This is a genomic window from Streptomyces ruber, from assembly GCF_014648075.1.
GTDB lineage: Bacteria > Actinomycetota > Actinomycetes > Streptomycetales > Streptomycetaceae > Streptomyces > Streptomyces ruber.
On sequence record NZ_BMQK01000012.1, the window covers coordinates 61608 to 88607 of the forward strand.

Consider the following 27000-nt stretch of genomic DNA (forward strand, 5'->3'; position numbering starts at 1 on the left):
GAGCGTGATGAGGGCCCCTCGTGGTTCACGTACGCGAACCACCCGTGCCACAGCTTCAGCACAGCGCCAGTCGACGGGACGGGAGCAGCAGTGACCACTGAACCGGAGCGATGGACTCCACGCCGCCCCGAGCGGAACACCACTCCGGCACCGTCGGCCTTTCTCACGCTGACTACCGGGCACTGTTCCCGCTCGCGGCCACCCGTCGCAGCCGGTTCCTCGGCTCCGCCGCCGACATCACGTCCGTGTGGGCCCGCACCATCGCCCGACCCGTGCTCCGCCCGGTACCGGGCGCCGATGGGCACGCCGTACGCCTCGGCCGTCGTGTCGGGACCTGTGCCTCCGAGCCGGTCGCCATCGCCTGCACCGTCACCATCGGAGAGGACCTGCTGCGCACGAACTGGATCGACCCCGTGACCGGGAACTGCCCACGACAGCCGGCCCCGGCCGGTCCGCAGGCGAACGGCTCGGCGCACGCGAGTGCGCACCGTCATCGCGAACAGGGCGTATAGCCGCTGCGGTGCAACGGTGTCCCCGCCGTGCGCATCCGGGGCGTCACCGCACACCCCGATCCCGCCTGGGCCACCAGCAGACCCGCCAACCCGTTCCGGCACCACGGGACCCGCGCAGCCGACGACTCGGCGACAGCCGAGCCCCGGTGACGGGACGCCCTCGACCTGTCGTCCGGCGCGCCCGACGGCCGCTGTTCCGCTCCGGCTGGGGCGCATACCACTTATGCCGCCATGAGCACACGACTACTCGTTCAGCACGCCAACTTGTCCGTTCTCTGTTGACTTGGCACGTGTAGGGCCTTCGCTCAATTCCTGCCATTCTTGAAGGACTTCGATGATCGCAACCCGGTCCGCGTCGCTACGGAAGCCCAGGACCTCCCCGAAGGCAGCGTTCCGCGACGGCGCAGATGAGGCGTCAACCGTCAGACGAACACGTGTGGTGATCGCCGACCACCACACGATCTATCGCGAGGCACTGAGTGGTCTGCTCGACGGGCACGACGAAGTCGTGGTGGTGGGACATGCCGCGACACCCGCCGAGGCCGTACAGGCGGCGGCCACGCTCAACCCGGACGTGGTGCTGCTCAACCTGCCCGTACCGGACCAGCAGGGCCCCGGCACCGTGCGTCAGATCCTGCGGGTCTCTCCCGGCACCCGCGTCTACGTGCTGACCGGTGACGCCGCCCCGGCCTGGACCGATGAGCTGACCGCGGCGGGCGCCGGCGGCTGCCTGCACAAGGAAGTCGACCGGGGCGCGCTGGTGCGCCTCCTCGCCGGCACCGCTGCGGACCGAGCGGCGCCCGCGATACCGCTTCCGCCTGCGGAGGCGACGGCCAGGATCATCTTCTCGCAGCGGGAGGACCAGATACTCAACTGCGTCGCTTCGGCCATGAGTAACCGTCAGATCGCCGCTGCCCTCGGCATCACCGAGGGCAGCGTCAAACGGCACCTCCATAACGTCTTCCAGAAACTCGGCGCGGTGTCCCGGCTCGACGCCGTGAACAAGGCGGTCGCGGCCTCACTGATCCCGCCGCCTGCCGGGGCTGTCGGCAACAAGACGCCGTAGCCCCCGCCGCAGGGCCGCGCCTTCCGGTCAGGCCGCCGTCCGCGGGCGTCCGGTCGGGGTACGGCAGGCTGCCTGCCCGCACAGCCGTGTTCGGTGCCCCGACCCCCGGACCGGCCGCGCCCAGGACTCCGTGACCGGTGATGCGCACCGGGGCAGGGGCGCCGGTCGTCACAGTCGCTCACGCCTACCCAGGATGACGAGGGCGTTGTTCCCACCGAACGCGAACCCGTGGTCCTGCACGATCCGCGGCCGGGCGGCACGGGAGCGTCCGGCGACGCAGTCCAGGCGGGGCCGAGCGCCGGGTCCGCCGACCGCACCGTCGCGGTCGGCGGCAGGAACTCCTCCTACAGGGCCGCGCAGCAGGCCAGCGCCCCGAAGCCACTGGCGGCCCCCATGGTGTGCCCCAGCGTGGAGCTGATGGAAGAGGCACTCGGCGGTGCCGTCGTGGTCCGGCCGGGTGGGATGCTTGGCGTCGCGGGTGAGAGCGTAGCCCCGTACCTCCGCAGAGATACGGGCACCGCGTCCCGTCGCGCTGTCCCGGGACTGTGTTCGGTGATGTCGGTGACCCGCAGTTGGTCCCGGGCGGACCGGGTGAAGCTGCGTTCCACCAGGTCGGCGACGGACGGCGTGACATGGGCGGAGCGGCGGGTGCGACAGCCGGGCATTCCGTGCCGGCCGGTCCGCTGCATGCCAACACACCGGCCTGGTTGTCGCCGGTCATGAGATTGGTGATGCCGCCCGTTGAGGTTGACCTTCGAGTTGGTCGAAGCCCGATGATGGCGAGGTGCCGAAATCCGAGCTGATGCCGATCGGGATCTTTGCCCGGCGCAGTGGTCTGACCCCCAGTGCGTTGCGGTTCTACGCCGACTCCGGGCTGCTGCCCCCCGCCGAGGTCGACCCGGTCTCGGGATACCGCTACTACGGCGCCGACCAGGTGGCGCGGGCGACCGCGCTGCGTCGGCTCCGCGAGCTCGCGATGCCTCTCCCCGCTGTGGAGGCGGTCCTCGACGCCGGGGCCGACGAGGCGTCCCGGCTGCTCGATGAGCATGTCGCGAGAATCGTCGGGGATGCGGCCGCGGCACTGCAGAAGGCCGCTGTCATCAAGTCCGCGCTCTTCGACGTACCCGGGTGGCCCATCGCGGCGCTGAAGGGGCCCGTGCTGGCGGATGCGGTCGAGCAGGTCCTGACCGCGACCGCTCATGAGCCGGGGATGCCGGTACTCGCCGGCCTGCGCATCGAGGCGGGTCGTGAGGCGGTCGCCCTGACCGCGACCGACCGGTACCGGCTCTCCACCCGCACCCTGGTGCCGACGGAACCACCGGGGCGGACGTGGGCCGGCACGGTCGACGGCGACGATCTGCGGGCCGCGGTCACCGAGATCCGCCGCAGTGCGCTGGTGCGACTCGAAGCGGTGCCGCACGGGATCTGGCTCCGCGTGGCCGACCGGGAGGACCGGTACTGCCGGTTGCTGTCCGGGGACTTCCCCGACCATCGGCTGATGCTCGCGTCACTGGGCGAGGTCACCACCCGTGTGACGGTCCCGAAGGACCTGCTCCTGCGGGCTCTGGAAGAACACCCCGGCGAACGTGTCGTGCTGCACCTCGCGGACCAGGGAGTGGACGTCGTGTCAGCGGACGCCGAGCGCCCCGGCACTCCGCTCCCGGCCACCACGACGGGGCGGGCCCTCCGGATCTGCTTCGAGCTGACCACGCTCTATCCCGCCGTGAGCACCGCCATCGGCTCCGACGTGATGCTCGACCTGAGAGGCGACGACCAGCCCGTCACGATCCGCTCCGCCGACCGCGGCGACCTCACCACCCTGGCCATGCCCGTCAAGTCCCACCACTCCGCCTGAGAACGACGACGAGGAACACCCATGACCACCACCCCCGCCGGCCCCGACCCGACCATGGAAGCCATCGGCCAGGCCGTCACCTTGGGCCGAGCCGGTGACATCGCTGCCGCCCGCCAGAAGCTCCTGAGCCTGTGGTCGGCGATCGGTGTCACCGGCGACCCGCTGCACCGTTGCTCTCTCGCTCACTACCTGGCAGATCTCTACGAGGATCCCGCTCAGTCCCTGGCCTGGGACGTCCGGGCCCTGGACGCTGCCGACGCCGTGACCGAGCAGCGCGCCCAGGAGCACCACGCCGGCCTCCACATCGCCGGCTTCTACCCCTCCCTGCACCTCAACCTCGCCGACAACTACCGCCGACTCGGTTCCTTCGACGCCGCCGGGGAGCACATCGACGCGGCCGAAGCACACGCTCCCGGCCTTCCTCGGAATTCCTACGGTGACCTGCTCCGGAGTGCCGTCCAAGAGGTCGCCGAGGCCATCGCCAGGCGGGATCGCACACGGCGAGCCTCTGCACCCGGTTCCGCTGCGTGACGCACAAGAACGCGCCGCTCACCGCGGAGCCGGACCGCGAACCCACGACGACGCACCAGACGAGGACAACCCGGCAGCGGACAACGCACCGCAACCGTCCGAGCTGCCCTGTGACGACAGTTCGGGACGGGGCAGCCCCACTCCCTGGTCGCGGGGAGCGGGGCTGGACGGGCGGACTCGGCTTGCGCCATGCCTGCCGTGTCCCGTCATCGAACGGGCCGCGTCCTGCGGGTCAGACGCCGACGGTTCCGTCGATGCCCTCGCGCAGGAAGTCGGCGTGCCCGTTGTGCCGGGCGTACTCGTGGATCATGTGGAGCATGACCATGCGCAGCGACACGGTCGTGTCCTTGCGGCGGTCGTGCGCGATGACCTCCAGGGAGTCGGCCGCGGCCTCGATGCGCCGGGCGTGCTCGATCTCCGTGCGCCAGGCGTCGAAGGCCTCCTGCCGGTCCGCCCCTCGGGCGTCGTAGGCGGCCTGGAAGTCGAAGTCGTCCGACCACACCAGCGGGATGTCCTCGCCGTTGACGATGCGGCGGAACCAGGACCGCTCCACCTCGGCCATGTGCCGCACCAGGCCGAGCAGCGAGAGTGTCGAAGGCGGCATCGACTGCCGGCGCAGCTCCTCGTCGGTGAGGCCCTCGCACTTCAGGGCGAGCGTCGCCCGGTGGAACTCGAGGTAGCCGCGGAGCATGTCGCGCTCGTCCGCGATCGGGGGAGGGCTGATGCGTTCGCCTGTCATCGTGATCCTCGCGGTACTGGTCGTGTGGTCATGTCCGTCGCAGCCCGCAGATTGCGCTGACGGCCCCACCGCATGGTAAAGCGCTACGGCTGCTGGGTCCGCGGGCGATGCACCGGTCCGCCGCCCCTGGGGAGTTCGGAACCGCTCGCCGGCCGAGGGTATGCCGGAAGGTGGCGGTGCGGTGGCCGTGTTCGATGGTGGCGGAGCGGGCGAAGCCGACGTCGGGCCGGCCGTACCGGAGGTCCGACGTCGCGGGGTGTCAGGTGTGCGGCCGGTGCGCAGGTGCTCAGCCGTAGACGACCGACCACGGACGGGGGATGTCGTCCGGCGGGTGGGCGGCCCCCTCGCGCCGTGGGGCGGCGGTGTGGTGGCGGGCCAGGACGTCGGCGGCGAGTTCGGCGAAGCGGCGGGCGGCCGGGTGGGCGCCCCGGCCGGCGGGCCAGGCGCCGCTGATGCGCAGGGTGAGGGGGCGGCCCGCCAGGGGGCGCCGGGCGACGCGGGGCTCCGTGCGGGCCACCGGGCCTTGGCCGAAGGCGATGCCGTGCCCCGCCGTCACCAGGGCGAGCGGGAACTCCGGGTTGGAGGCATGGCGAAGGCGACCGGGAACGAAGCCCTCGACGCGGCACACGTCGAGGATCCGGTCGTACCAGCCAGGCGCGTGGGCCCGCACCGGCAGGCCCGGCCCTGCCGGTGCCGGCGCATCCGCACCGCGGTCACAGCCATGCCGGAGCCGGGACGGGTCTCGGCGTCGCCCGGCACGAACGGCCATCGATAGCCATGCTGATATGCGACATGCCCCATGTCGATCTTGGACGCTCACTGATACTTTCTGGTCTCCTTCTCGGCATGAGAAAACATCTCCGACTGCGCTTAGCACTCGCGACGTTGACCGCTTCGGCGCTGCTGGGCGGCCTCGCCTATGCGGCGGGTGCTCCCACCGGCGACACGAGCGCCGCAGCTGATACGAGCGCCGCCGCCGATACGAGCGCCGCCGCCGACGGGAGAAGCGCCTTTGGCGACGCCACCCGGGCGCGGGGCGACGCCTCCTCCGACTCGGGCCTGACCAGGACGCTGCGGGAGTTCGAGAAGTCCTACGACGGGCGGATCGGCGCGGTGGGCATCGACCTGGGGACCGGCCGGACGGTCGGGTACCGGGCCGGCGAGCGCTTCCCGTTCAACTCCTCGTTCAAGGTGTTCGCGTGCGCGGCGGTGCTGGACCGGGCGCGCACCAGCGAGCCGGGCCTGATGGACGAGGTGGTGCGCTGGAAGCCCGCCGACATGGCCGGGCTGACCGGGAACTCGCCGGAGACCACCGAGTACACCGACACCGGGATGACGCCCGCACAGCTGTGCCGCGCCGGGATCACCAAGTCCGACGGGTTCGCGGGCAACATGCTCCTGGAACAGATCGGCGGGCCGCGCGGGCTGACCGCGTTCTTCCGCTCCATCGGTGACCGGACGAGCCGCCTGGACCGGCCGGAACCCTGGCTGACCGAGTGGGCGCCCGGCGAGACGCGCGACACCACCACCCCCGCGGCGGCCGCACGGACCTTCTCCGCACTCACCACCGGTGACCCCCTCCACCCCGGTGACCGGGCGCGGCTGGTCGGCTGGCTGAAGGCCGGCCTCACCGGCGCCGACCGGATCAAGGCCGGGCTGCCGGAGGACTGGACGGTCGGCGACAAGACCGGCACCGGCGGCGCAGGCAACCACGGCACCGCCAATGACCTGGCGATCGCCTGGCCCCCGGGCTCGGACGCGCCGATCGTCCTGTCGGTGTTCACCAACCGCAACCACGACGACACCGCCCACGACGACAAGGTGATCGCAGACACCGCCACCGCACTGGCCAGGGCCCTCGGCAGGCTCTGACCGGTTACCGGACCGTGGCACGGTCCGCGAGCTGAAGGGGATTCGGCTGCCGTCCCGAGCGGTGCACGGCGCACGCTCAGGGTGCCTTCCTTCCGCCACGGCCGCCGACGGACCGCGTCCTTTGCACCGCGCACACAACGGCAGGCCCCGCTTCGCCCGGTGGAAGGCGGCCAGGCCGGGCGAGCCGAGCTGGGAGACCCCCCGGGGCCGGGGCCGGCGCGTCCGTGCGGAGCCGGTCCGGCACCGATGTCGAAGACAGCGTGTGGTGCAGCGTCGCGAGCAGTCGCGCCCGGCGGATGCCGCCAGGGCCACCGCGAGAGCCGATCGATCCATCGTTCCCGACTCGGCATGACGCGGCGCGGCCGCCCCGGACGCCGACCCCGATCGACCGGGGCGCCCGCACGCGTACCTCGTCTGAGCGGGTGTTCCGCGAGCTTGCGTCCGAGGCCGGCTCGGGCCGCCGCCGGAAGTGGCCGATGCCGACGGAACAGGCTGCCGGATCGGGTGAGGCCAGCCCCTCGGGAAGGACGTCCTGACTCGGGTCAGCTGCGCGGGCCCTGGCGGCCCAGGCGGCCGCGAGTGGCTGCCAGGATGACGGCCGCCGCCACCAGGGAACTCAGCAGGAAGGCATGGGTGGAGTAGGCGGGGTCGGCGCCGGGGAAGGTGTCGGTCCAGGCCACGGAGACGAAGTTGTTGACGCTGACGTGGGAGAGCATGACCAGCGGCATGCTCTCCCCGGTGCGGTTGAAGATCCACGTCATCACGAAGCTGAACGCGATGACGGTCACCAGGAATTCGAGCACGTAGAGGGGATCGACGCCCGGGCCGCCGCCCCACTCGGTGAGGAACAGCGGCAGGTGCCAGACGCCCCACAGCACACCCACGACGACCGTTGCGAACAGCGGCCCGTACCGGTCCTGCATCCGCGGCATCGCGAACTCGCGCCAGCCGGGTTCCTCCGCGAGACCCGTGGTGATCATCTGGAGCACCAGGCCGGGCAGGAAGGCCACCAGAACCGCCGCCGGCGGCATGACGGGCGCCTGGCCGGTCAGCACCGAAGTGGCGGCCGTCAGCGCGGCCGGTACGGCGAGGAGGACCACCGCGTACCAGACCCAGCTGACGCGGAACCTGGTCATCCGCCGCACCCAGGTGCGCAGCCCCGCGCGGCCGTCGCAGGCGGCGGTGACGAGCAGGGCCGAGGCGATCGGGCCGAGGTAGGCGCCGGGGAGCACGCCCAGGAGCTGGCTGCCGAGGACGCCGCCGGGGAAGACGAAGTCCCAGACCGCCAGGCCGTGCCCGGACAGGATGTAAGGAGTCCAGGCGACCCAGCTCAGTGCGAACGCCATCGTGAAGAACGAGGCGAGTGGCCGGCGGCGGAGCAGGGCCCGGGCACCACCGGTCCCGGAGCGCGGCGCCGGGGGGCGCGGCGGCTGTTCGGTCGTGGCGCCGGGCGGCGGGTGCAGGGCCATCGGTGATCTCCTTGATCGCTCGAGACGTGTTCTCTCTGGCACCAAGGACATCAGTGGGGTACCGGTGCGATCACTCCCGCGGACTTCCCGGTTCCGGGTACAGCAGGCTGTACCGGAAGCCGTCACGCCGTCGGCCGTGCCGGGCTCAGGGGCGGCGCTGCGGATCGGCCAGGTAGTGCAGGACGGCGGTCACCCGGCGGTCCACCTGGTCCGCGGGTGACAGGTCGAGCTTGGCGAAGATGCTGCGGATGTGCTTGTGCACGGCGCCGTCGGTGACGACGAGCCGTTCGGCGATGGCCCGGTTGCCGAGCCCCTCGGCCATCAGCGCCAGGACGTCCCGTTCGCGGGGGGTGAGCCGCTGCAGCCGGTCGGCGTGGGAGGAGCGGGCGAAGAGCTGGCCGATGACCTCCGGGTCGACGGCGGTGCCGCCGGAGGCGACCCGGTGCAACGCGTCAAGGAACTCCGCCACCCGGCCGACACGCTCCTTGAGCAGGTAACCCAGGCCGGACGTGCCGACGGCGAGGAGATCGGTCGCGAAGCTCTGCTCGACGTAGGCGGACAGCACCAGGACGGCCGTGCCGGGCCGCCGGCGGCGGGCCTCGACCGCGGCCCGGATGCCCTCGTCGGTGTGGGTGGGCGGCATACGGACGTCGAGGATGGCGACGTCCGGCTCGTGCTCGTCGATCGCTGCCAGCACCCCGTCGGCGGTGTCGGCCGTGGCAACGACGTCCAGCCCCTCCGCGCGCAGCAGCAGGGCCAGCCCTTCGCGCAGCAGCGGGTCGTCCTCGGCTATCACTATCCGCATGGGAGATCCACCTCGAGCGTGGTCGGGCCGCCCGGTGGGCTGGTGATCAGCATCGTACCGTCGTGGGCCGCCACCCGGCGGCGGATGCCCGTCAGGCCGGAACCGCCTCCTCCGCCCGTCTCCGCGCCGCCCCGGCCGTCGTCCTCGATGCGCAGGTGCAGCCGTCCGCCCCGGACGCGCACGGTGACGGCCGCCTGCCGGGCGCCGCTGTGCTTGGCGATGTTGGTCAGGGCTTCGGCGACCACGAAGTAGGCGGTGGCCTCCACGGAGGCGGCGCACCGCTGCTCCGTGTCGACCTGCGTACGGCAGGGGACGGGGCTCTCGGCGGCCAGTCCGGACAGGGCGCCCGCGAGGCCCCGGTCGGTGAGGACGGGCGGCAGGATGCTGCGGGAGACGGTGCGCAGCTCCGCGAGGGCCTGTTCGGCCGCGGAGTGGGCGCGCTCCAGCAGCTCCTCGGCCCCGGCCGGATCGCGGGCCACCATGCGGCGGGCCGCGCCGAGCAGCACGGTGACGCTGACGATGCGGTTCTGGGTGCCGTCGTGCAGCGAGCGTTCGATGCGGCGCAACTCGGCGGCGTGCGCGTCCAGGGCGGCGGCACGGGTGGCGGTCAGCTCGGCGACCCGCAGGGACAGGTCGGTGCCGGCCCCGGCCGTCAGCAGCCGGCGGCCGGGGACGGCCTGGAGCCGGGCCATCCCCGGGCCCAGGCCCAGGAGGACGGCCGTCCAGCCGAGCCCCAGCAGGGTCACCGCGGCTGCTTCCGGCCAGCTGCGCGCGGTTCCCAGCCCGATGGATGTGCTGGTGGTTCCCTCGGGCATCAGGGGCCACAGCAGCGGGAAGACGGTGTCGCGGACGGCGGCGACCGGCAGCAGGAGGCCGAGCAGCCCCAGCAGCAGTCCGCCGGTGGCGTGCCGCATCAGCCAGCGTGCCTCCCGCTGGGTCGTGACGTCGAGGACGGCGGTCCGCAGCCGGGTGGGCGGCGGCTCGGGCGCCGGCACCTCGGCGCCGTGACGGGCGAGCCGTGCGCGTTCCCACCCGGCCAGCGCGTGCAGGGCGCGCACCGCCACGGGAGCCAGCAGCAGACCCACCCCGAGCGGCACGGTCACCGCGGCGAGAGCGAGCAGGAGGAGCACGGCGAGCGCCGCCAGCGCCGTACCGAGCCCGCTGACCAGCTCGGCGAGAGCCCGCCGCGCCCCGGCGGCCGTCTGCACCACGGTGGCCCGGGGGCCCGTGTCCCGGCCACCCGTGTCCCGGCCACCCGTGCCCCGGCCACCCGTGCCCCGGTCTGCTCGGAGAGCCGTGGTGCTGCTCCGGGTCGTCGTCATCCGCATCCCCTTTCCTACCCCGACGACCCTAGGACCCCTCCGGTGGAGCTGTGGCGCCGAGTCCGTAGCGGGCCCGGAGAGTACAGCCTGCTGTACCTCTCCTCCGGCAAGCTGCTGGATCGCCCGGACCCCCGCCCCGTCCGTAGCGTCCCCGGTGACCAAGGAGCTTCCAGGAAGGGCGGCAGCCATGCGGCGGACCGAGCACAACGTCTCGACCAACACTCCGGACACGAGCGGTGCGGCCGATGCCACCGCTCCGGACTTCGTCCGCGCGGCGCTGTGGACCGTCGTCGTACTCGGCTGCCTCGGCAACATGGTCGCCTCCTTCCACGACAACCTCCCGGTCCACCTGACTTGTGGTGTGGTTATCCTGCTGGCCGCCGGTGCGCTGGTCGCGCGGGCGCTGCGCGCGAGGCGATGACCGGTCGCGTGCCCTGGAGGGTGTCTGACCGGCTGTTCTCCATCCGCTTCGACGGCAGCGCGGCGCGACGCTGCTGCGGTTCGAGAACAGCCCGCGGTTCCTCACCTGCGCCCCTGGCCGGCCCGGATCGCGGCAGGGAGCCCCGCATCCGGTCGGACGGCGCTGGGTGGGGGACGACTTGTTCAGTACGGCGCGCGTGGCGGCGGTGCGCTGCGCGGTGCGCAGGGCGGCGCAGCCGAGGAGGCCGCCGAGGGTGTCGGCGATCAGGTCGTTGATGTCGACGGCGCGTCCATTGCCGAGGGCGATGTACTGAAGCAGTTGTGCGAGCTCGATCCCGAGGCTGGCGAGGGCGCAGAGCGCGACGGTGCGACCGCGGTGAAGCGGTGGGAGAGCAGTGACGGGAGGAAGCCGAGGGGGACGAGCATGATGACATGGGGGATCATGGAGATGCCGGCTGTGAGCAGCGGGATCGGCTGGATCTGGCCGGTCCGGGGTGCCTCGTTGCGGTATGCGCCGACGTAGACCCACAGGGGAAGACCGTGATGGCGGCGACCCCTGCCGCGTAGAGCGCTGTCAGGGCCCGGAGTGCCAGCGGGCCGCCGCGTCACCCGGGGGTGCCGCCTCGTCGGCGTGCGAGGGCGAGGGGAGCGAAGACCGCGAGCGCCGGGCCGAGGACGGCAGCGGTGGGGATCTGGGTCTGGAAGTTCACGTCGTACTCCTTGGTGCGCCCGTCGATCACCGTGCGGCTCCTGGAACAGCTTCGTACCTCCTCCTCCCGGCCGGCGCCCGCCACCCGGCTGTCCCCGCGCGAGGAGGAAGTCGTCATGCTGCTGGCCGAGGGCATGACCAACGCCGAGATCGCCACAGCCCTGTCCATCATCACCGGCACGGTCAAGACCCACCTCGCCAACGTCCAGGCCGGCAGACCGCCCGCCCGGTCCAGCCCGGGACCGTCGCACAGCGGGACGGTGAGTCCAGCGGCCAGGGCGCCTTCGCCGACCAGCATGGTGGGTGCACGCCGGACATCAGGCCCGCATGCCGGTGCAGGTCGCGTTCGACGAGGACGGGCACGACCACGTTCGACACAGTTGTCGCGGCTCGGGTGGTGGTGACGTGGCGCACGAGGAGTCCACGGCGCCGGCCGTGGACTCGGGAGAGGCGTTCACGGCACCGCAACGATGTCCGTTGCGGCAGTGGCCCTCACCGGACCTGAGAGCACTCGGCATCAGCGGCGCGCGTGATGGCGATCACTTCGTCGAGCCGGTCGCGCACAGCGAGCAGTTCGGTGATTCGCTGCGCGATGCGGACGCGCTCGGCCACCAGCCGGTCCAGGAGTGCCGGGGCGCTTCCCCCGAGTCCACGCACGGCAGCACCTGGCGGACTACTTTGCTCGGCAGGCCCGCGGCGTACAGCTGCTGGATGAGCCGCACTCGGGCGACGGCGGTGTCGGGGTAGTGCCGCTGGCCGCCGGGGCTGCGGTCGGCCCGGAGCAGATCCTGTTCCTCGTAGTAGCGCAGCGCCCGGACGCTCACTCCCGCCTTCTCGGCGACCTCACCGATGCGCACGGTCCTTCTCCGTGTCCGGGCTGCCCGCCCGACTTGCACCTGACGTCAATGTCAGGTTCTAGCGTAGTGGGCGTCGGCGCTCGCCGAGCATTCACCCCGTTGATCCCCTGAAACGGCCGGTCCCGGCCGCGTGGAAAGGCAGAACGTCATGCGCGCAGTCCGCTATCACGAGTACGGCGGTGTGGAGACCCTCGTGGTCGAGCAGGCACCGGACCCCCATCCCGGGCCCGGCGAGATCCGCATCCGCGTTGCGGCGGCCGGCGTCAACCCCGTCGACTGGAAGGTGCGCTCCGGCGCGGTACGCGAGGTGATCACCGTGGACCTGCCCGCTGTTCCCGGGCGTGATGCCGTCGGCGTGGTCGACGAGATCGGTGCGGGCGTACAGGGGGTGAGCATCGGCGACCGTGTCTTCGGACTGGGCGGTGTCACCGGCGCGACGGCGGAACTGGCCGTGCTCTCGGCCTGGGCCCACGCGCCCGGCACCTGGACCGACGAGGAGGCCGCCGGCGCCGGTCTGGCATCCGTGACCGCCATGGGCGGGCTGAAGGCACTCGGCCCCCTGCGGGGGCGCACCCTTCTCGTCGAGGGCGCCGCCGGAGGCGTGGGCAGTGCCGCGGTCGAGATCGCGGTGGCTCGGGGCGCCACCGTGATCGGGACGGCCGGCGAGCGCAACCATGAGTTCCTCACCTCTCTCGGAGCCGTCCCCACCACCTACGGCACCGGCCTCGCGGAGCGCCTCGCCACCCTGGCTCCGGACGGTGTCGACATCGCGCTCGACACCGCGGCCTCCGGGTCCCTGGCCGACCTCGTCGCGATCGTGGGCGACCCTGCTCGCGTGTCGACGATCGCCGACTACGCCAACGCCCAGCGCCTGGGTGTGCATCTGGCCAACGCGGAGAACGACTCCACGCTCCTCGCCGAAGCGGGCGAACTCGGCCGGCAAGGCCGCTACACACCACGCATCGAACGGACCTACTCCATGGAAGAGATCGCGGAAGCGCACGCATACGCCGAGCGCGGACACACGCAGGGGAAGATCGTGATCCGCATCTGAGCCGGCCCCGCCGTTCAGGGCTTCCCGCAGCTTCGGCCGCGGGGAGCCGGCTGACGCACCCGTTGTTCACGGGTGACTCGGTGGCGCGTCCGGCGTCGCCGGCTGAGGAGTCGGCCCGGTCGTGGTCAGCCGCGGTGGAGGGGCGGCGCTTCCGGGAGCGCGGTGGCGCACGGAGGCGAGCCCCGGGTGCCGGTACCCGGTACCGGCTGTGTTCGTGGACCGACTGGTGGCCACGCGGATCCATCTGCGGCACGATCTGCCACACGCCGTCCCGTTGAGCGGCCGACACCGGACAGCACCGCCAGGCACGGATTCCGTGAAGCCGGGCAACGAATCGGGGTGAGACCGACAGGGGCCGGCGCCGCGTCGAAGCCGTGCTCCTTCCGCCTTCACGAACGGAGCGACGTGGTCCCGAGCGGGAGTGAGACGCTTATCCCCACCACTGCTCGACGGCCGCCTGATACTCGGGCGAGGACACGAACCCGATAACCGCGTCCTGGTGATTGAGGCTGGCTCGGAGACTTTCGGTCCAGGATCGCCATCCGTCGGTGTCCGGTTGGCGACGGAGATAGCGTTCGTAGAGACTGTGGCTGAGGTTCCGGCAGTATTCCTCGGACAGCACGAAGCCGCGCGCGACTTCGTAGCGTGGCATTCCCTGCTGCATACGCTGCTGCCAGTCCGCGAATCCACCGGCATCCGGCGGGCGGGCGAGCAGGCGGCGGTAGAGTGAGTCGATGAATGCGTCGTCCGACGGATACTTGTCGCGGTACTCGGCGCTGTCGAGGATTCCGACGATCGCCGACTGCCTGCCCATGCCCTGCTGCAGTTGACTGCGCCAGGAAGCCAGTCCCGCCGGTTCCGGTGCCCGGTCCAGCAGCGTGAAGTACAGGTCGGTTGCGATCTGACCGGAGTGTTCCTCCGAGTAGCAGAAGCCGCGCGCTACGTCCTGAGGGTTGGCTCCTGAGAAGAGACTGCGAATCCAGCCGTCGAGACCCTCGTCGTCGAAACGGCGCCCGAGGATGTCGCGATACAGCGACGCCACCCAGATGTGACGTCGATATACGTGGCGCATGCCGGTGCGGTCGTCCGCCGCCGGGGTTGACGGCGTCGGGTAGAAGGGATTCATCGTGGAGTTGGGAACATTCGTGTGGCCGAGGCCCAGGGAATGTCCGAACTCATGCACCATGACCGTCAACAGGTCGAAACCGGAGCCAGTGAGGCCCTCCTGCCAGGTTTCATCCTCATCGAAGTGGGCGTCTCCGGCGAGAGCGCCACTGTTGGGCGGAGGGAAGAAGGCGTGGGCGAGCACCATGCCGGGACCGTCGAACGCATTGCCGTCGTCGTGTTCGCCCACCGCAAACCGTATTTCGATGTCCGGCGTGTCGGCCGTCTCCCGGAACACCAGAGGAACCACGGCTGACCACCGGTCCAGCGCAGTGGTGATGAGCGCTCGTTGGCGGTCTTGAGGCATATCATCGGATAGCTTGTTGACGCGGTAGGTGATGATCGAATGGTCCCAGACGGTCCCGAACGCCACGAAGGTGCCAAGGCCGGGGTGGGCGGTGCCACGTCGGTCGGGGAATCCACACCGAGGCCGCTCGAACAGCTTGTCCGTGGCCTCGTCCATCTCTCCGGTAGCAGGCAGCAATGCCATCGCCTGACAGGCGCGAACCGCCGCTCGCCCCTAAGGCGAGTTGATGTCCGTGTCTTCAGCTAGATAGCCGAACTCTCGCAGATAGTCGGCCGCACGCTTCTCATCGACCATGCCGCTTCCTTCTCCCCGACCGTAGAACTAATCTCGCGTACTGTGTCCGGCTCCTGGCCGAGACGTCCTGTGGCGCAGTTCGTGCCGGCCTGTCGAGTGCCGCCTCACCGAAAGGCGTAATCATTCACCCGGCGTTACTGAAGTTACCCCCATTGCGGATACCGGCCCGACAGTGTGGTACGCCTCAGCGTCCTGCGTGGAGCCGAAGATGGCCAGAGCGTTTCCAGGAATCGGGTCTATCACTTGCGAAAAGCCCCGGCGGAACGTTTTCGCAGGCATCATCGCCATGCGCTCGCGACGCTTGCTCCCCGTCCGGCCACCCCGCCCACATCTCTGCGGGGCTGCGGGGAATTCCTCGCACAGCGCATTGCCGACCCGCCCGACTCTCTCTGAGTGCGGTGCATGGGCGGGCGGGTGACTCGGGCAGTCGGCCATCCCCAACGGGTGGGCAGAGTCAGCCGCCCCCCGACATAGGCACACGGGGTCCGGCTCTCCCCGGTGCCGGCGCCGGCGTCGGCGCCCGTCACCCGGCCGGCTCGACATCGAGAAGGCAACAGCCGCTACCGGCCGAAGCCGACCGGTCCGTTGATGTCCCGCGCCTGTACGACCGCCGTAGCCGTAGCGAATCGCCTCACCCCCCGTCGACCCTGCTTCGGGGCCAGCACGGTCGCCGCGAAGCGCGTGCGGCCCGGGAGCCGGGGGCCCTGGGCCGCGGAGTGGCGAGCGTGTGCTCAGTGGGAGCGGGGTCTGGCCTTGGTGGCGTGGCGGGCGGCCTTGTAGGTCTCGGGCAGGAAGCGGTGTTCGACGGCGGTGCGCCGGCGCAGGCTGCGGTGTGCCGTCTTCTCTTCGTGTGTGAGGGACATCAGGTAGCTCCGGGGGAGGGGCGGTCAGTGCGGGACGGGCAGCACGCCGAGGGCGATGGCGGTGCCGATGAACAGGAACGGGACGACGTAGAACACGATGAGCGGCACGAACGTGCGGACCGGGTTGACCTGCGCGAGGCTGGTCGAGATGTAGATCGCGGACGCGCCGGGCGGCGATGCGCCCTCGGTCGAGGCGAAGGTCAGGATGGCGCAGGCGGCGAGCACGGGATGCACCCCGGCCGTCACCAGCACCGAGAACGCGACTCTGCCGACCGTGGCGATGGTGGCGGTGGAGCTGAGCGGGCCCGCCACCAGGACGACGACCACGCCCACGATCAGGGCGGCGATCAGCGGCGGGGCGCAGAGGCCGTTGAGCAGACCGCCGAGCTGCTCGGACAGCCCGAGCGCGGCCAGGACGGCGCCGCCGGCGAAGGCGAAGACGAGCGTGGCGCCGATGTCCTTGAACCGGGGCGCGGACTCCTCCATCAGCTCCGCCCAGGCCCGCCGGCTCCTGGGCAGCTGCCTGCGGCCCACTGTCGCGGAGACCAGCCCGAGCAGGACCGGGATCCACACCAGGATGTCGATGGCGTCGACGGCGCTCTCGCCGAGCGCCGAGGCCAGGGCGGCTCCACCGGCTCCGAAGGTCAGGACGATCGGCACGGCGATCGCCACGAACACGAGCAGGGACGTCCATCCGCGGCGCAGACTGCTCAGGAAGCCGGGTATCTCGTCGGCCGGCACGGGGGCGATCTTGTAGCGGCGGACGAAGTACGTCACGCACAGCAGGCGCCAGGCCGCACACCAGCCGGCTGTGGCGAACATGGCCATCAGCAGTTGGTCGACCGAGACCAGGGGTGCGACCGCGGCCGAGCCGATGAGCACGAAGGAGGACGCGCTGGGCGGGATGATGGTGCCGTTGCCCGCGTTGCCCGCGTTGCCCGCGTTGCCCGCGTTGCCCGCGTTGCCCGCGTTGCCCGCGTTGCCCGCGTTGCCCGCGTTGCCCGCGTTGCCGGCGACCACGGTGGCCGCGATCCGCGGCTCCCAGTTGGACCGGCTCATCCACGGGATGGCGACCGCCCCGATCGTCGCGGCGTTCGCCGAGCCCGAGTGCGCGACGCTGCCGAAGGCCGCCGAGCCGACGGTCGCCACGTATCCGGCGCCGCCTCGGACCCTGCCCAGGACGGAGCTGAGGATGTCGACCTGCCGGTGGATGACGCCCGCGCGATGCAGCACCGTTCCGACGAAGGTGAAGGCCTTCGCCGTGAAGACGATGTTCTGGCTCGCGGCCTCCTTGCGGCCCGTCCAGGCCAGTTCGGGGAAGGTGGCCGCACCGGGAACCGGCGCAGCCGCTTCTCGGGCGGCTCGGGCCTGGTCGCCGCCCACGCCCGCCTCGCCCTGGGCGACGGGCCGCAGGACCGGCTGTCCGCGGCGCTCGGCCGGCTGCTCAACCGCATCACGGCCATGCGCGAGATCCACGTGCAGCGCACGGGGCCCCACGCCTGCGCACGTGCCCTGGCCGACGTCTGGGCCGCCTGGCGCACCGACCGGATGCAGCGCGCGATGTCGGACCTGATGAACGGCGCAGCGGACGCCGCCGGTCTCACCGCCCGCGACCGCTGTCTGGCCGACAGCGTGGAAGCCGACCGGCGGCCGGGAGTAACGTCGGCAGCGAACCGTCCGGGCTTCTCGGGCCGCCTCGGGACCGCCCTTCCGGAGTGTCCGGCCGTGCGGGGAAGGCGAGGTGGTCGCGGTGGACGATTCACCTGACGACGTACGGCGCACCGTGTTCTCGACCATGGACGCGGAGCACGGCGCGGAGGTCATGGCCTCCCTGTACGGTACGCGCATCCGGATGAGCCGGCCGCCCGTTCCCCGGGTGTCCTTCCGCCACGAGCGGCGTCTGGCGGGAGAGCTGTGCATGGACTTCCATGTCATGCCCGCGAGGGTTTTCTTCGTCGTGGAGCCGCTGAGCCATCTGCTGGTCTCGGAGGTCGTCGTCGGCCGTCTCGGCATCGACCACGCGCACGGCAGCGGCAGATTCACCGCTGGAGACGTCGAGGTGTCGGCCCAGCCGGGCCTGCCCCACCTGTCCTCCGCGGACGGCCTCGCCCAACGCGTCACCGTGCTCGACCCGGCCCTGTTACGGGACGTGGCGGGTCTGGACGACGACCACCGGGCGCCGCTGCGGCTGCTGCGGCCGTACGCGCCGGCCGCGCCCGCCGAGGCCGCTCTGTGGCGGGCCGCCGGTGACCATGCCTGGCATCTGCTGGACGAGGGTGCGGCGGTGTCGACCGGCCTGATGCGGGATGCGGCGGCACGCATGCTGGCCGCCGCCGCGCTGTCGGCCTTTCCCAGCACCTACACCGCCCATGACCCGCTGCAGCCGAATCCCGGGCAGGTCGGCGACGCCGCCGTGCGCCGGGCGGTCGGGTTCCTCGAGGCCCACGCCGAGAGGCCGCTGACGCTGTCGGAGACGGCTGCCGCGGCCCGGACCAGCCCCCGGGCGCTGCTCGGTGCCTTCCGCCGCCGTCTGGGTACCACGCCGACCGGCTATCTGCGGCAGGTCCGTCTGGCCCGGGTCCACACAGAACTCCGCGCGGCGGATCCGGCCACCGGCGCCACCGTGTCCGGGATCGCCGCACGCTGGGGCTTCCGTTGCGACGCCCGCTTCCAGATCCTCTACCGCGTCGCCTACGGACGATCACCGTCCCGCACCCTGCACAGCTGAACCACGTTCCGGGGGCCAGACCATGCCCACCGTATTCGACAGCACCGACCCCGACGTCACCGGCGACATGGTGAGCAGGCTGTACGCACGCGTCCGGGTCACCGACCGGGACGGGCAGCACCGGGTGACGCTGACCCAGGACCGCATCGGACCGGTCATGCTGCACCGGTTCGACTACCACTGCCTCGTGGACTTCGAAATGGACCCGCTGCGCAGCGTCGTCCTGCTCAACGCCACCCAGGGCGCCCTGCCGCGGCTCACCCTCGGCCACTACGAGGGCGATGTCCACGCCGGTCAGGTGCTCTGCATTCCCCCCGGCCTGCCATGCGCCGGAGAGGTCGACCACCTGACGCACGACTCCGTCATCCTGCCCCCCGACCAGCTCGACAGAGTGGCCGCCACCGCCCCCGGGCGCTCTCCGAAGCCGATCCGGCTGACCGGGTACCTGCCCGTGACGCCGACCGCCGGCCGCTACCTGCGGCACACCATCGCCCATGTGCGCGACACCGTCCGCGCCGACCCCACCCCGTACGAGCAGCCGCTGCTCGCCTCCACCACCTCCCAGCTCCTGGCCGCGGCCGTGCTGGCCACCTTCCCCAGCACCGCGGTCACCGAACCGACCATCGACGACCGCAACGACGCCCGCCCCGTCACCCTGCGCCGCGCCCTGGCCTACATCGACGACCACGCCGGCACCGACATCAGCGCCGCCGACATCGCCACCGCCGCCCGTATCAGCATCCGCACTCTGCAGTACGCCTTCCGTCGCCACCTGGACACCACCCCCATGCGCCACCTGCGCCGGGTCCGCCTCGCCCACGCTCACCGCGACCTTCTGACCGCCGATCCCGCCGCCGGCGTCACGGTCACCGCCGTCGCCGCCCGCTGGGGCTTCTTCCACTCCGGCCAGTTCGCCGCCGCCTACCGCAGGGTCTACGGCCGTCCCCCGCACCGCACCCTGTATCAGGACGCCCCCTGACATGCCCCGACCCGGGCGGCACCCCGACCTCACCTCCATCGGGGAGGCCGACCCGGGGAACGGTGTCTCCACCGGCGGTGTCGCGGTCATCGTGCTCGACAACGGGCGCGCCGTGCCGATGCGGCCTCTGGTCGCGGACTTCGACACCGGCGTGTCCGGCCCCTTCCCCGACCATCGACCGGCTCACCGACTACGGGATCGCGGAGCTGGAGAAGCACGGCCTGTGGGGCGACTGGAACCGTGACCCCGACCCCGGCGAGTCCCGGCCCGCCGACGACGAGCACGGCGACGGCCGGCCCCGCCGACGCGGCCCCGCCGACGCGGCCGCGGCGCCGGCGGGGCGAGGGCGGAGGTGGTGAGCACGCTTCCGTCTCCGGCGGCCACCGCTCCGAGCAGGCCGCCTCACCCCGCGCAGCGGCTCCGTGCACGAAGCCGTGCCGGCGGTCGCACACAGCCGCGAAAGGGAGGCGAGGGCGCCGGTGAGGTGTTGGTCATGCCGTGGATGCCGGAGGGCGGGCTCTCAATCCGGCTGACGGGACACGGCTGCGGAGGTGGACGCCTGCTGCCGATCGAGCTTCTCCAGGACGCGGTCACGGAGGAGCTCGTACTCCTCACGGAGCCTGCGCCACTCGGTCACAGGCGGGCGAGGGATGACGATGCCTCCGGTGACGATCTCCTCCGGTCCGAACTGCTCGCGGGTGAGGTCGACGTCGATGCCCATGCCCAGGCGGTTCCACCAGTGGTAGTCCACACGCTCTCCGCGGACGTGGACCTCTCCCCGGATCAGCTCACCGCCCAGCAGGTCGTTGAGCACCATGGCGGTCACCCCGCACTGGTCCCGGGCCGGATTGTCCGCGGTCCAGCGCGAACGGTACTCAGGCGTGCACGTCTCGGCGCTCCAACTGCTGCGCACGGCTCGCTCGATGTCGGTCAGAAGTGACGGTGTCATACCGGGGATCCTGTCAGCAGGCACTGACAACGGCCGGACGCCGACAGACCCGGCGACGGACTGCTGCCTACGGAGAATGGCGACATCACGCGCGCGTCAGCGGCCCACCGAACGGGTTCCACTGGCGCCCCCCGCCCCGCGCAGGGACTGGGTGGACGGCGGCTACCGCCAGCACGCAGCCGAGCACGCCGCGGCACTCGGCATCGCCATGGAAATCGTGCAACGCCCCGCCGACCAGCGCGGCTTCAGGCCGCTGCCGCGTCGATGGACGGTGAAGCGCACGTTGGGCCCGAAGCCATGGTTCACCGCGCCATGACATCTGATGGCCCGCCGCCTCACCGGCGAGGCCACCGTCTCCTGGCGCGACCCGGCATCACGGGATCGCACGCCCATCTGTCGTTCTTCGCCTTCCGGCAGATGACGAACATCGACATGCTGGCGCCCCGCAAGGCCCTCCTGGTGGCCGGCGCCGACGCGCACTCCCGCTACTACTCCGAGGACGTCCGGGCGATGGCCCCCGACACCGTCGACCTCGTGATCGTCCCGGGTGCGGACCACGTCGACCTGTACGACCGCAAGGACCTCATCCCCTTCGACCGGCTCGACGAGTTCTTCACCGAGAACCTCGCCCGACCGTAAGCTCCCCCGACAGGCCGGTACCGCCACCGGCCTGTCGGGGACCGTCGCGGCGGTCGATTGGCTCATCGGGGAGTTGCGGGGGCACCGCCGGCGGAGCTCCCACCGTGCCGGAGCGGCGTCAGCTGTTCGATGTCGTAGCGGGTGCGCAACTCCTCGATCGCCGCATGGTCCGGAGTCCCCCCGCGCGCGAGGATCTGCAGCAGTTCGTCGAAGTACCGTTCGTGGTCGGGCGGCGGTGACGCCTGGAAGAACATCTTCGCCGGCTCGGCGGTGGGGTTCGCGAACGCATGCGGGCAGCCCGGCGGCACGACGATGACCGTGCCGGGAACCGCCCGCACCACCCGGTTGCCCGACCGCGACTCCCAGTGCCGCCAGCCGTCCGGAGTCCGTACGCGCGGCTCGAAGGCGAGCACGTCCAGCTCGCCCTCGAGCACGTAGAACAGCTCCTCGCTGCGCGTGTGCACATGGGCGCCCACGTCGAAGCCGGGCGGGACGACCACCTCGAAGCTGGACGCCGCGCGTGAGTGCGCGCCCGTCACCTTGAACGTCACGTGCTGGGCCGGGGTGCGCACGGTGCGTCCGTGGCCCGGCGGCACGAGTAGCCCCTCGGATACCGTCATCAGCCGCTCACCAGGTCACGGGCAGGGCCTCGGGCCCGCGGATCAGTGCGCCCTTGCGGAAGGGGACCTCATCGGGCGGCACCGCGAGGCGCAGCCCGGGGATCCGGTCCAGCAGCGCGTCCACCAGCAGCTCCGACTCCAGACGGGCCAGCATCCCGCCCACGCAGTAGTGCGGTCCGTGTCCGAAGGCCAGGTGCGGGTTCGGGCTGCGGGTGACATCGATCCGGTCGGGGTCGGGGAAGACCTCGGGATCTCGGTTGGCCGCCAGGTACGACACGTACACCGCGTCACCCTCCTTGATCCGGACGCCCTTGATCTCCACGTCCTCCAGCGCGATGCGGGACAGCCCCACGGCGTTGCGGTGCGGGATCCAGCGCAGCAGTTCGTCCACGGCCCGGGAACGCACCCCGGGTTCCTCGCGCAGCCGCCGCCACAGGTCGGGGCGGGTGAGCAGGACGAAGAACATCTGGCCGGAGTTGTTGGTGACGGCCTCGCCGCCGATCTGGATGAGCACCGCGAGGCCGACGGCCTCCTCGACGGTCAGCTCCTCCCGGCCCACGGCCGCGCCGAGCAGCGACGCCACATCCTCGGCACTGCTGCCGCGCCGCTCGCCGATCAGCGCCCCGAAGTACGCGCCCATCTCGTCCCGGGCCCGCTCACTGACCTCGGCGCCGTGTGCGGAGGACAGGATCAGCTGGGTCCAGGTGTGCATGCGCTCCCGGTCGGCGGCCGGGACACCCATCAGCTCGCAGATGACGGCGATGGGGAAGGGCGCGAGCACCGCGTCGGTCAGGTCGGCCGGCGGTCCGGCGCGCAGCATGTCCCCGACCATGCCGTCCAGCAGGGCGCGGGCGCCGTCGCGCACCCGCTCCACGCCACGCGTGGTGAAGGCGGCGGCCACCGAGCGGCGCAACCGCGTGTGCTCGGGCGGGTCGGCGAAGCCCACCGCCCCGGCGGCCGGGATGAAGTGCGGCGCGAGCCGGGTCACCTGCCGTCCCATGACGGCCTCGCGGCTGAAGCGCGCGTCGTTGGTCACGAACTTCACGTCGTCGTGGCGCGTCACCAGCCAGGCCCAGCCCTCGCCGTGCGGGAGCTGGATGCGGGTGACCGGGCCCTCGCGCATCAGTTCGGTCAGGACGGGGTCGAAGTCGGCCCCGCTCAGATCGAGGGCCGGCCAGTGCCGGACGGGTGGCATCGGCCCGGTGCGGATCTGCTGTTCCATGGTGTTCACACCGCCTCTCGTACGGCCGCGTGCTGCCAGCGGCCCAGTGCCATCTCGGCCGTGATGCCGGGACCGAAGCCGGCCAGCATCCCGCGTGCCTGGTGCGCGGCACCACCCGCGTCGAACAGCCGGCGCAGCGCGTCCAGCACCACGGCGCTGGCGATGTTGCCGTACTCGGTGAGCGTGGCCCGGCTGAAGCGGAAGGCGTCCGGGTCGACCTCCAGGAACTTGCTGAGGTCGTCCAGGATGCGCGGACCGCCCGCATGGACGATGTAGAAGTCCAGGTCGGAGGCGTCCCAGCCGTGCCGCCTCGCCAGCTCCCGCAGGGCCGGCGCGAGCGGCTCCATCGTGGTCGGCACCCGCTTGTCCAGCAGGAAGTGGAAGCCGGTGGCGCGCACGTCGTACGCGATCCACTCCTCCGTCCTCGGAATCAGGTAGGACCCGTTGCGCTCCAGCTCGACGCCCGTACCGCCCCGGCCCCGGACCACCGCGGCGGCGACGCCGTCGCCGAACAGGCCGTTGGACAGCAGGGAGCCGACGCCGAGGTCGGTCGGCTGGTAGCACAGCGAGCAGAACTCGCAGGCCACGATCAAGGCGTTGGCCTCGGGATAGGCCGAGCAGAAGTCGTGTGCCCGGTTGATGGCCGCGCCGCCCGCCGCACAGCCCAGCTGGGCTATGGGGATCTGCCGGGTGGTGCTGTCGAACCCCATCGTGTTGATCAGCCACGCCGTGAGCGAGGGCATCATGAAGCCGGTGCAGGAGACGTAGACGATCACGTCGATGTCGGTCGCGAGGAGCTCCGCGTCGTCGAGCGCCGCCCGTACGACGGCGGGGACGCGGGCTTTGGCCTCGGCCGCGTAGACCTTGTTGCGCTGCTCGAACCCCGGGTGCCTCAGTGTCTCTTCGATGGGCTGCACGATGTGCCGGGTACGTACACCGGTGTTCTCGATCAGGCGTAGAGCCAGCGGGAGTTGGGGATGGTCGGGGTGTCGGGTACGCGCCAGTTCCAGCGTCTCCTCCATGGTGATCACGTGCTCTGGAACGGAAACCGAGGGCCTGCACAAAGTCGCCATGGGCCTGCGCCCTCCTCTGTCCGCTGAAGGACATGATGCCGACGAGGAGGGGGACGCTACCACCCACAATGGCTCCATAGAACGGACATATCGCGCCGGAGTGCTGAACTTCACGACATGCCCTGATTTCGCGGAGCAACCGCGTGAGGGCTTCGAAGGGGCCGCCGACGAGGTGACACGCGGGAGTGCCCTGTGGAGCCGGGTCAGGTTCGAAGCGATCTCTCGGAGGCAGGTGGCGAGCGGCGCGCTCATCACTCTCCGGTGGCGTGTTTGCCCCGCCTCGCGTGGGCGGCGGAAGTTCTGTGCGACGGCTCCGGGCACGGCATGGCGCGATCTCCGACGTCGGCGCGGCCGGTCGCCGAGTTCCCCGGTGCCGGCCGGAAGCGCGGCAGAGGGCCGCACACCGTGAAGGGGGCGGCCCGCCGGCACTCCGCTCCAGCAGCCACAGGGCCAGGCCGAGCGACGGTCACCAGGCCATGACCGAACGGACATGTCGCCGCGGGCGTACGTGGCCGGTCACGGGGAAGTCGTGGGACGTGGCTACCACCGATTCGAACGCATGCTGGGGTATGCCCCGCGATGTCCCGGGTGGACCGGTGCGATGCCGTTGCGCCGTCAGTCGGTGATCAGTCCCTCCAGCCGTCGGCGCAGGGCGGTGGCGCGCGGGTCGGGGAAGCCCGTGAGCAGGGCAAGCGCTTCGGTTCGATGCTGGCGAGCGTGCCCGGGTCGGCCGTGGTCGGTCTGGGCGTCGCTGAGGTGGGCCAGGGTCTGGGCCAGCTCCCAGGGCTGGGGCGGGTCGCGGAGGATGCGGGCGGCCATGGTGTGGAAGTCGATGGCCTCGGGCAGATGGCCCAAAGCGCGCTGGGTCCGGCCGATGCCGTTATAGGCCTTTGCCTGGCCGAGACGGTCGCCGATGGAGCGCTGGAGGGTTTCGCACGCCCAGTACGCCTCGAGGGCTTGGTCGTGATGGTTCTGCTCCCGCAGCAGTGCGGCCTGTTCGAGGCGGACGGCAGCCTCGAACGCGGGGGGAAAGGTGCGATCCGTCAGGGCTGTGGCGTCGCCGAGGTAGTTCGCGGCCTGGGTGTAGTGGCCGGTTTCGCGGGCGAGGCGGGCCAGGAGGAGCAGGGGATCGATGCGCACGTAGGAATCGGCCCCGGTCCTGCGGTGGATGTGCAGGGACTGGTGAGCGTAGCGGGTAGCCTGCCGGAGCTCGCCGAGCTCCCAGGCGATGTAGCCGAGGTTGCACAGGGTCACGCCGGTCCGACTGGGCGGGCCGTGTTCTCGGCAGATGGCCAGGGCCTGCTCCAGGCGGGTGCGGGCGTCGGCCAGTTCGTGGCGCAGTTGGTGGACCAGGCCCAGGCCGTTGGCGGATGCGGCCACGCCGGCGAAGTCGCCGAGAGCGGTGCGCAGGTCGAGCGCGGCTTGGTGGTGTTCGGCGGCCTGCGCCAGGCGTCGGGAGTCCTTGCACACCATGCCCAGGGTGTCGTGCATGAGGGCCTGGGCCCGCCGGTCCGCCAGGCGCCGGGCTGCCTCCAGCCCGGTACGGGCCATCTCCCGCCAGTCGTCGAAGAAGGCGCCGCGGGCGATATGAATGCCGTGCAGGGTGGCCGGCAGCTGCCAGGCGATCTCGTCCAGTCCGGCCTGTGCGGCAGTTCGTACGACGGCCAGGAGGTTGGCCTGCTCGTATTCATGCCAGGCGAACGCTTCCTGCGGGGTGGTGAAGGCCGGTACGGACTTCGGGCGGGCCCGTTCCGCTTCCGCGGGCAGAACGGAGGGGTAGTAGCTTTGAGCTGCCGCCCGGGCGGCGTCAGTGGTGTGCAGGTACCAGGCGGCCGCCCGCTCGAGCGCGGCGTGCCGGTCCTCGGGGGTCTCTTCCTGGTGGGCCTGGTCGGTGGCGTAGGCGCGCAGCAGGTCGTGGAACTGGTACCGGTCGGCCCCGGTGGGCTGGATGAGGTGGGCGCCGGCCAGCAGGTCCAGCAGGGCGTAGGTCTGACGCGGGTCCTGGCCGGTCAGGGCGGCGGCGGCCGGAACGGAGAAGTCCGGGCCGGGGTGCAGGCCCAGCAGCCGGAACAGGCGGGCGGCGGGCGGCGGGAGGGTGCGGTAGGACCAGGCGAAGACGGTGCGCACCGCGTCGGCTTCGTCCTCGTCGGGACTGGAGAGTGCCTCCCACAGGGTGGACTCGTCGCGCAGCTGGGCAGTGAGCCGGGGCAAGGCGAGCTGGGGGCGGGTGGCGGCGCGTTCAGCGGCGATCCGCAAGGCCAGCGGCAGGCGTGCGCACAGCCGGGCCAGTTCGGTGATCTGGCCGGGGTCGTCGCCGGTGCGGTAGCTGCGAGTGGCGGCGGTGATCAGGTCGGCGGACTCCTCCTCGCTGAGCAGGCCCAGGGTGAGGCGGCGGGCGCCGTCGCGCACGGCCAGTCCGGACAGGCGGTGCCGGCTGGTCACCACCGTCACGCAGCCCGCGGTGCCGGGCAGCAGTGGGCGGACCTGCCCGACGGTGGCGGCATTGTCCAGGACCACCAGCATCCGCTTGCCCGCCAGCAGCGACCGGTACAGCTCCGCGCGTTCCTCCGGCCCGTCCGGGACGGCCGGGCCGGGTACGCCGAGTGCGCGCAGGAAGCGCTCCAGCACGGCTGCCGGCGCGAGCGCCGGGCCGACGTCGTAGCCGCGCAGGTTGATGAACAACTGCCCGTCGGGGTAGCGCCCGCCGATGCGGTGTGCCAGGCGGATGGCGAGTGAGGTCTTGCCCACCCCCGCGGTCCCCGTGATCAGCACCATCGGGACCGCCTCGCCGGGCTGGCCGCCGTTCCGCAGCAGCGCCTCCAGTTCGGCGAGTTCGGCGGTCCGGCCGACGAAGCCGGACACGTCTGCCGGAAGCTGTCGCGGCACGGGCACCTCCGCTCTCACCGGGGCCGGACCGTGGAAGTGCACATCACCATGCACCTGCCCGGCCT

The 27000-nt window shown here is 71.7% G+C and carries 25 protein-coding genes and 3 pseudogenes; 12 read left to right on the plus strand and 16 right to left on the minus strand.

The features are described from left to right. The first annotated feature begins 110 nt into the window (after nucleotides 1-110). From IEZ04_RS23265 to IEZ04_RS23280, 4 genes are all read left to right on the plus strand, one after another. Nucleotides 111-512, plus strand: coding sequence for a hypothetical protein (locus IEZ04_RS23265; protein ID WP_189218901.1), 402 nt, complete (start codon nucleotides 111-113; stop codon nucleotides 510-512). Nucleotides 513-948: 436 nt separating this feature from the next. Continuing rightward, nucleotides 949-1578, plus strand: coding sequence for a response regulator transcription factor (locus IEZ04_RS23270; protein WP_189218902.1), 630 nt, complete (start codon nucleotides 949-951; stop codon nucleotides 1576-1578). Between the two features lie 784 nt (nucleotides 1579-2362). Next, nucleotides 2363-3433 carry a DNA polymerase III subunit beta family protein gene (locus tag IEZ04_RS23275; RefSeq protein WP_189218903.1) on the plus strand — a complete coding sequence of 357 codons (1071 nt, stop codon included), beginning with the start codon at nucleotides 2363-2365 and terminating at the stop codon, nucleotides 3431-3433. A 21-nt stretch (nucleotides 3434-3454) separates the two neighbouring features. After that, complete coding sequence (locus tag IEZ04_RS23280) at nucleotides 3455-3964, plus strand: hypothetical protein (RefSeq protein ID WP_189218904.1); 510 nt, start codon at nucleotides 3455-3457, stop codon at nucleotides 3962-3964. Nucleotides 3965-4196: 232 nt separating this feature from the next. Here IEZ04_RS23280 and IEZ04_RS23285 read toward each other — a convergent pair whose 3' ends face one another. Continuing rightward, nucleotides 4197-4703 carry a DinB family protein gene (locus tag IEZ04_RS23285; RefSeq protein ID WP_189218905.1) on the minus strand — a complete coding sequence of 169 codons (507 nt, stop codon included), beginning with the start codon at nucleotides 4701-4703 and terminating at the stop codon, nucleotides 4197-4199. Between the two features lie 286 nt (nucleotides 4704-4989). Further along, a pseudogene (locus IEZ04_RS23290) lies at nucleotides 4990-5370 on the minus strand (LysR substrate-binding domain-containing protein); the annotation flags it as partial. A 218-nt stretch (nucleotides 5371-5588) separates the two neighbouring features. On the opposite strand from IEZ04_RS23290, the gene bla reads away from it, so the two are divergent. After that, nucleotides 5589-6575, plus strand: coding sequence for a class A beta-lactamase (bla, locus tag IEZ04_RS23295; protein WP_229821205.1), 987 nt, complete (start codon nucleotides 5589-5591; stop codon nucleotides 6573-6575). A gap of 542 nt (nucleotides 6576-7117) precedes the next feature. Here bla and IEZ04_RS23300 read toward each other — a convergent pair. The 3 genes from IEZ04_RS23300 to IEZ04_RS23310 form a co-directional block, all read right to left on the minus strand. After that, on the minus strand, nucleotides 7118-8044 hold the full coding sequence (locus tag IEZ04_RS23300) for a CPBP family intramembrane glutamic endopeptidase (RefSeq protein ID WP_189218907.1): 927 nt from the start codon (nucleotides 8042-8044) through the stop codon (nucleotides 7118-7120). 145 nt (nucleotides 8045-8189) lie between these two features. Further along, nucleotides 8190-8849 (minus strand): response regulator, encoded by a 660-nt coding sequence (locus IEZ04_RS23305; RefSeq protein WP_189218908.1) that lies wholly within the window; start codon nucleotides 8847-8849, stop codon nucleotides 8190-8192. Next, nucleotides 8840-10171, minus strand: a complete 1332-nt coding sequence (locus IEZ04_RS23310) for a sensor histidine kinase (protein ID WP_189218909.1) — start codon at nucleotides 10169-10171, stop codon at nucleotides 8840-8842. The genes IEZ04_RS23305 and IEZ04_RS23310 overlap by 10 nt, the downstream gene beginning before the upstream one ends. A gap of 187 nt (nucleotides 10172-10358) precedes the next feature. Between IEZ04_RS23310 and IEZ04_RS23315 the strand changes: the two genes are divergently transcribed. Then, nucleotides 10359-10592, plus strand: coding sequence for a hypothetical protein (locus IEZ04_RS23315; RefSeq protein ID WP_189219026.1), 234 nt, complete (start codon nucleotides 10359-10361; stop codon nucleotides 10590-10592). Between the two features lie 282 nt (nucleotides 10593-10874). Here the strand turns inward: IEZ04_RS23315 and IEZ04_RS35040 are convergent. Both IEZ04_RS35040 and IEZ04_RS35045 read right to left on the minus strand, forming a co-directional pair. Continuing rightward, a pseudogene (locus IEZ04_RS35040) lies at nucleotides 10875-11120 on the minus strand (hypothetical protein); the annotation flags it as partial. Nucleotides 11121-11196: 76 nt separating this feature from the next. Further along, nucleotides 11197-11472 (minus strand): hypothetical protein, encoded by a 276-nt coding sequence (locus IEZ04_RS35045; RefSeq protein ID WP_229821242.1) that lies wholly within the window; start codon nucleotides 11470-11472, stop codon nucleotides 11197-11199. On the opposite strand from IEZ04_RS35045, the gene IEZ04_RS35050 reads away from it, so the two are divergent. Continuing rightward, entirely contained in the window at nucleotides 11435-11704 is a 270-nt protein-coding gene (locus IEZ04_RS35050; RefSeq protein WP_229821236.1) for a helix-turn-helix domain-containing protein, read from the plus strand. The genes IEZ04_RS35045 and IEZ04_RS35050 overlap by 38 nt on opposite strands. Before the next feature lie 88 nt (nucleotides 11705-11792). On the opposite strand, the pseudogene IEZ04_RS23330 reads toward IEZ04_RS35050, so the two are convergent. Further along, nucleotides 11793-12157: pseudogene (locus IEZ04_RS23330) on the minus strand (MerR family transcriptional regulator). Nucleotides 12158-12305: 148 nt separating this feature from the next. On the opposite strand from IEZ04_RS23330, the gene IEZ04_RS23335 reads away from it, so the two are divergent. After that, complete coding sequence (locus IEZ04_RS23335) at nucleotides 12306-13211, plus strand: NADP-dependent oxidoreductase (RefSeq protein ID WP_189218910.1); 906 nt, start codon at nucleotides 12306-12308, stop codon at nucleotides 13209-13211. A 430-nt stretch (nucleotides 13212-13641) separates the two neighbouring features. On the opposite strand, the gene IEZ04_RS23340 is transcribed toward IEZ04_RS23335, so the two are convergent. From IEZ04_RS23340 to IEZ04_RS23350, 3 genes are all read right to left on the minus strand, one after another. Then, on the minus strand, nucleotides 13642-14838 hold the full coding sequence (locus IEZ04_RS23340) for a matrixin family metalloprotease (RefSeq protein WP_189218911.1): 1197 nt from the start codon (nucleotides 14836-14838) through the stop codon (nucleotides 13642-13644). Between the two features lie 869 nt (nucleotides 14839-15707). Then, nucleotides 15708-15839, minus strand: a complete 132-nt coding sequence (locus IEZ04_RS35645) for a hypothetical protein (protein ID WP_268245687.1) — start codon at nucleotides 15837-15839, stop codon at nucleotides 15708-15710. A gap of 24 nt (nucleotides 15840-15863) precedes the next feature. Beyond that, entirely contained in the window at nucleotides 15864-17072 is a 1209-nt protein-coding gene (locus IEZ04_RS23350) for a TRAP transporter large permease subunit (protein WP_373296348.1), read from the minus strand. On the opposite strand from IEZ04_RS23350, the gene IEZ04_RS35060 reads away from it, so the two are divergent. Genes IEZ04_RS35060 through IEZ04_RS23360 form a run of 3 tightly spaced genes read left to right on the plus strand, consistent with a single transcriptional unit; the run spans nucleotide 17046 to nucleotide 19546 of the window. Continuing rightward, nucleotides 17046-17606, plus strand: coding sequence for a hypothetical protein (locus tag IEZ04_RS35060; RefSeq protein WP_229821243.1), 561 nt, complete (start codon nucleotides 17046-17048; stop codon nucleotides 17604-17606). The two genes, IEZ04_RS23350 and IEZ04_RS35060, sit on opposite strands and share 27 nt — an antisense overlap. Then, nucleotides 17590-18567 carry a helix-turn-helix transcriptional regulator gene (locus IEZ04_RS23355; protein WP_189218913.1) on the plus strand — a complete coding sequence of 326 codons (978 nt, stop codon included), beginning with the start codon at nucleotides 17590-17592 and terminating at the stop codon, nucleotides 18565-18567. Before IEZ04_RS35060 ends, IEZ04_RS23355 begins: the two co-directional genes overlap by 17 nt. 22 nt (nucleotides 18568-18589) lie before the next feature. Continuing rightward, a complete protein-coding gene (locus tag IEZ04_RS23360) occupies nucleotides 18590-19546 on the plus strand; it encodes an AraC family transcriptional regulator (protein WP_189218914.1) in 957 nt (318 codons plus the stop codon). A gap of 520 nt (nucleotides 19547-20066) precedes the next feature. Here the strand turns inward: IEZ04_RS23360 and IEZ04_RS23365 are convergent. Continuing rightward, nucleotides 20067-20495 carry a YunG family protein gene (locus IEZ04_RS23365; RefSeq protein ID WP_189218915.1) on the minus strand — a complete coding sequence of 143 codons (429 nt, stop codon included), beginning with the start codon at nucleotides 20493-20495 and terminating at the stop codon, nucleotides 20067-20069. Between the two features lie 417 nt (nucleotides 20496-20912). Here IEZ04_RS23365 and IEZ04_RS23370 point away from each other — a divergent pair, with 417 nt between their 5' ends. Then, nucleotides 20913-21134 (plus strand): alpha/beta hydrolase family protein, encoded by a 222-nt coding sequence (locus IEZ04_RS23370; protein WP_189218916.1) that lies wholly within the window; start codon nucleotides 20913-20915, stop codon nucleotides 21132-21134. A gap of 62 nt (nucleotides 21135-21196) precedes the next feature. On the opposite strand, the gene IEZ04_RS23375 is transcribed toward IEZ04_RS23370, so the two are convergent. From IEZ04_RS23375 to IEZ04_RS23390, 4 genes are all read right to left on the minus strand, one after another. Next, entirely contained in the window at nucleotides 21197-21754 is a 558-nt protein-coding gene (locus IEZ04_RS23375; protein WP_189218917.1) for a cupin domain-containing protein, read from the minus strand. Nucleotides 21755-21761: 7 nt separating this feature from the next. Then, a complete protein-coding gene (locus IEZ04_RS23380; RefSeq protein ID WP_229821238.1) occupies nucleotides 21762-22976 on the minus strand; it encodes a cytochrome P450 in 1215 nt (404 codons plus the stop codon). A 5-nt stretch (nucleotides 22977-22981) separates the two neighbouring features. Then, a complete protein-coding gene (locus IEZ04_RS23385) occupies nucleotides 22982-24049 on the minus strand; it encodes a type III polyketide synthase (protein ID WP_189218918.1) in 1068 nt (355 codons plus the stop codon). Between the two features lie 615 nt (nucleotides 24050-24664). Further along, nucleotides 24665-26935, minus strand: a complete 2271-nt coding sequence (locus IEZ04_RS23390) for an ATP-binding protein (protein WP_189218919.1) — start codon at nucleotides 26933-26935, stop codon at nucleotides 24665-24667. Nucleotides 26936-27000: the final 65 nt, after the last annotated feature.

Bases quoted from the DNA above. Each gene is read 5' to 3' on its own strand.
- IEZ04_RS35045 (WP_229821242.1), bottom strand. From the start codon at position 11,472: ATGATGGACAGGGCTGTGGCGATCTCGGCGTTGGTCATGCCCTCGGCC.
- IEZ04_RS35050 (WP_229821236.1), top strand. From the start codon at position 11,435: ATGACCAACGCCGAGATCGCCACAGCCCTGTCCATCATCACCGGCACG.
- IEZ04_RS23300 (WP_189218907.1), bottom strand. From the start codon at position 8,044: ATGGCCCTGCACCCGCCGCCCGGCGCCACGACCGAACAGCCGCCGCGC.
- IEZ04_RS23280 (WP_189218904.1), top strand. From the start codon at position 3,455: ATGACCACCACCCCCGCCGGCCCCGACCCGACCATGGAAGCCATCGGC.
- IEZ04_RS23285 (WP_189218905.1), bottom strand. From the start codon at position 4,703: ATGACAGGCGAACGCATCAGCCCTCCCCCGATCGCGGACGAGCGCGAC.
- IEZ04_RS23365 (WP_189218915.1), bottom strand. From the start codon at position 20,495: ATGACACCGTCACTTCTGACCGACATCGAGCGAGCCGTGCGCAGCAGT.
- IEZ04_RS35645 (WP_268245687.1), bottom strand. From the start codon at position 15,839: ATGTCCCTCACACACGAAGAGAAGACGGCACACCGCAGCCTGCGCCGG.
- IEZ04_RS23370 (WP_189218916.1), top strand. From the start codon at position 20,913: ATGACGAACATCGACATGCTGGCGCCCCGCAAGGCCCTCCTGGTGGCC.
- IEZ04_RS23340 (WP_189218911.1), bottom strand. From the start codon at position 14,838: ATGGACGAGGCCACGGACAAGCTGTTCGAGCGGCCTCGGTGTGGATTC.
- IEZ04_RS23335 (WP_189218910.1), top strand. From the start codon at position 12,306: ATGCGCGCAGTCCGCTATCACGAGTACGGCGGTGTGGAGACCCTCGTG.
- IEZ04_RS23380 (WP_229821238.1), bottom strand. From the start codon at position 22,976: ATGGAACAGCAGATCCGCACCGGGCCGATGCCACCCGTCCGGCACTGG.
- IEZ04_RS23305 (WP_189218908.1), bottom strand. From the start codon at position 8,849: ATGCGGATAGTGATAGCCGAGGACGACCCGCTGCTGCGCGAAGGGCTG.
- IEZ04_RS23265 (WP_189218901.1), top strand. From the start codon at position 111: ATGGACTCCACGCCGCCCCGAGCGGAACACCACTCCGGCACCGTCGGC.
- IEZ04_RS23360 (WP_189218914.1), top strand. From the start codon at position 18,590: ATGCCCACCGTATTCGACAGCACCGACCCCGACGTCACCGGCGACATG.
- IEZ04_RS23310 (WP_189218909.1), bottom strand. From the start codon at position 10,171: ATGACGACGACCCGGAGCAGCACCACGGCTCTCCGAGCAGACCGGGGC.
- IEZ04_RS23315 (WP_189219026.1), top strand. From the start codon at position 10,359: ATGCGGCGGACCGAGCACAACGTCTCGACCAACACTCCGGACACGAGC.
- IEZ04_RS23375 (WP_189218917.1), bottom strand. From the start codon at position 21,754: ATGACGGTATCCGAGGGGCTACTCGTGCCGCCGGGCCACGGACGCACC.
- IEZ04_RS23385 (WP_189218918.1), bottom strand. From the start codon at position 24,049: ATGGCGACTTTGTGCAGGCCCTCGGTTTCCGTTCCAGAGCACGTGATC.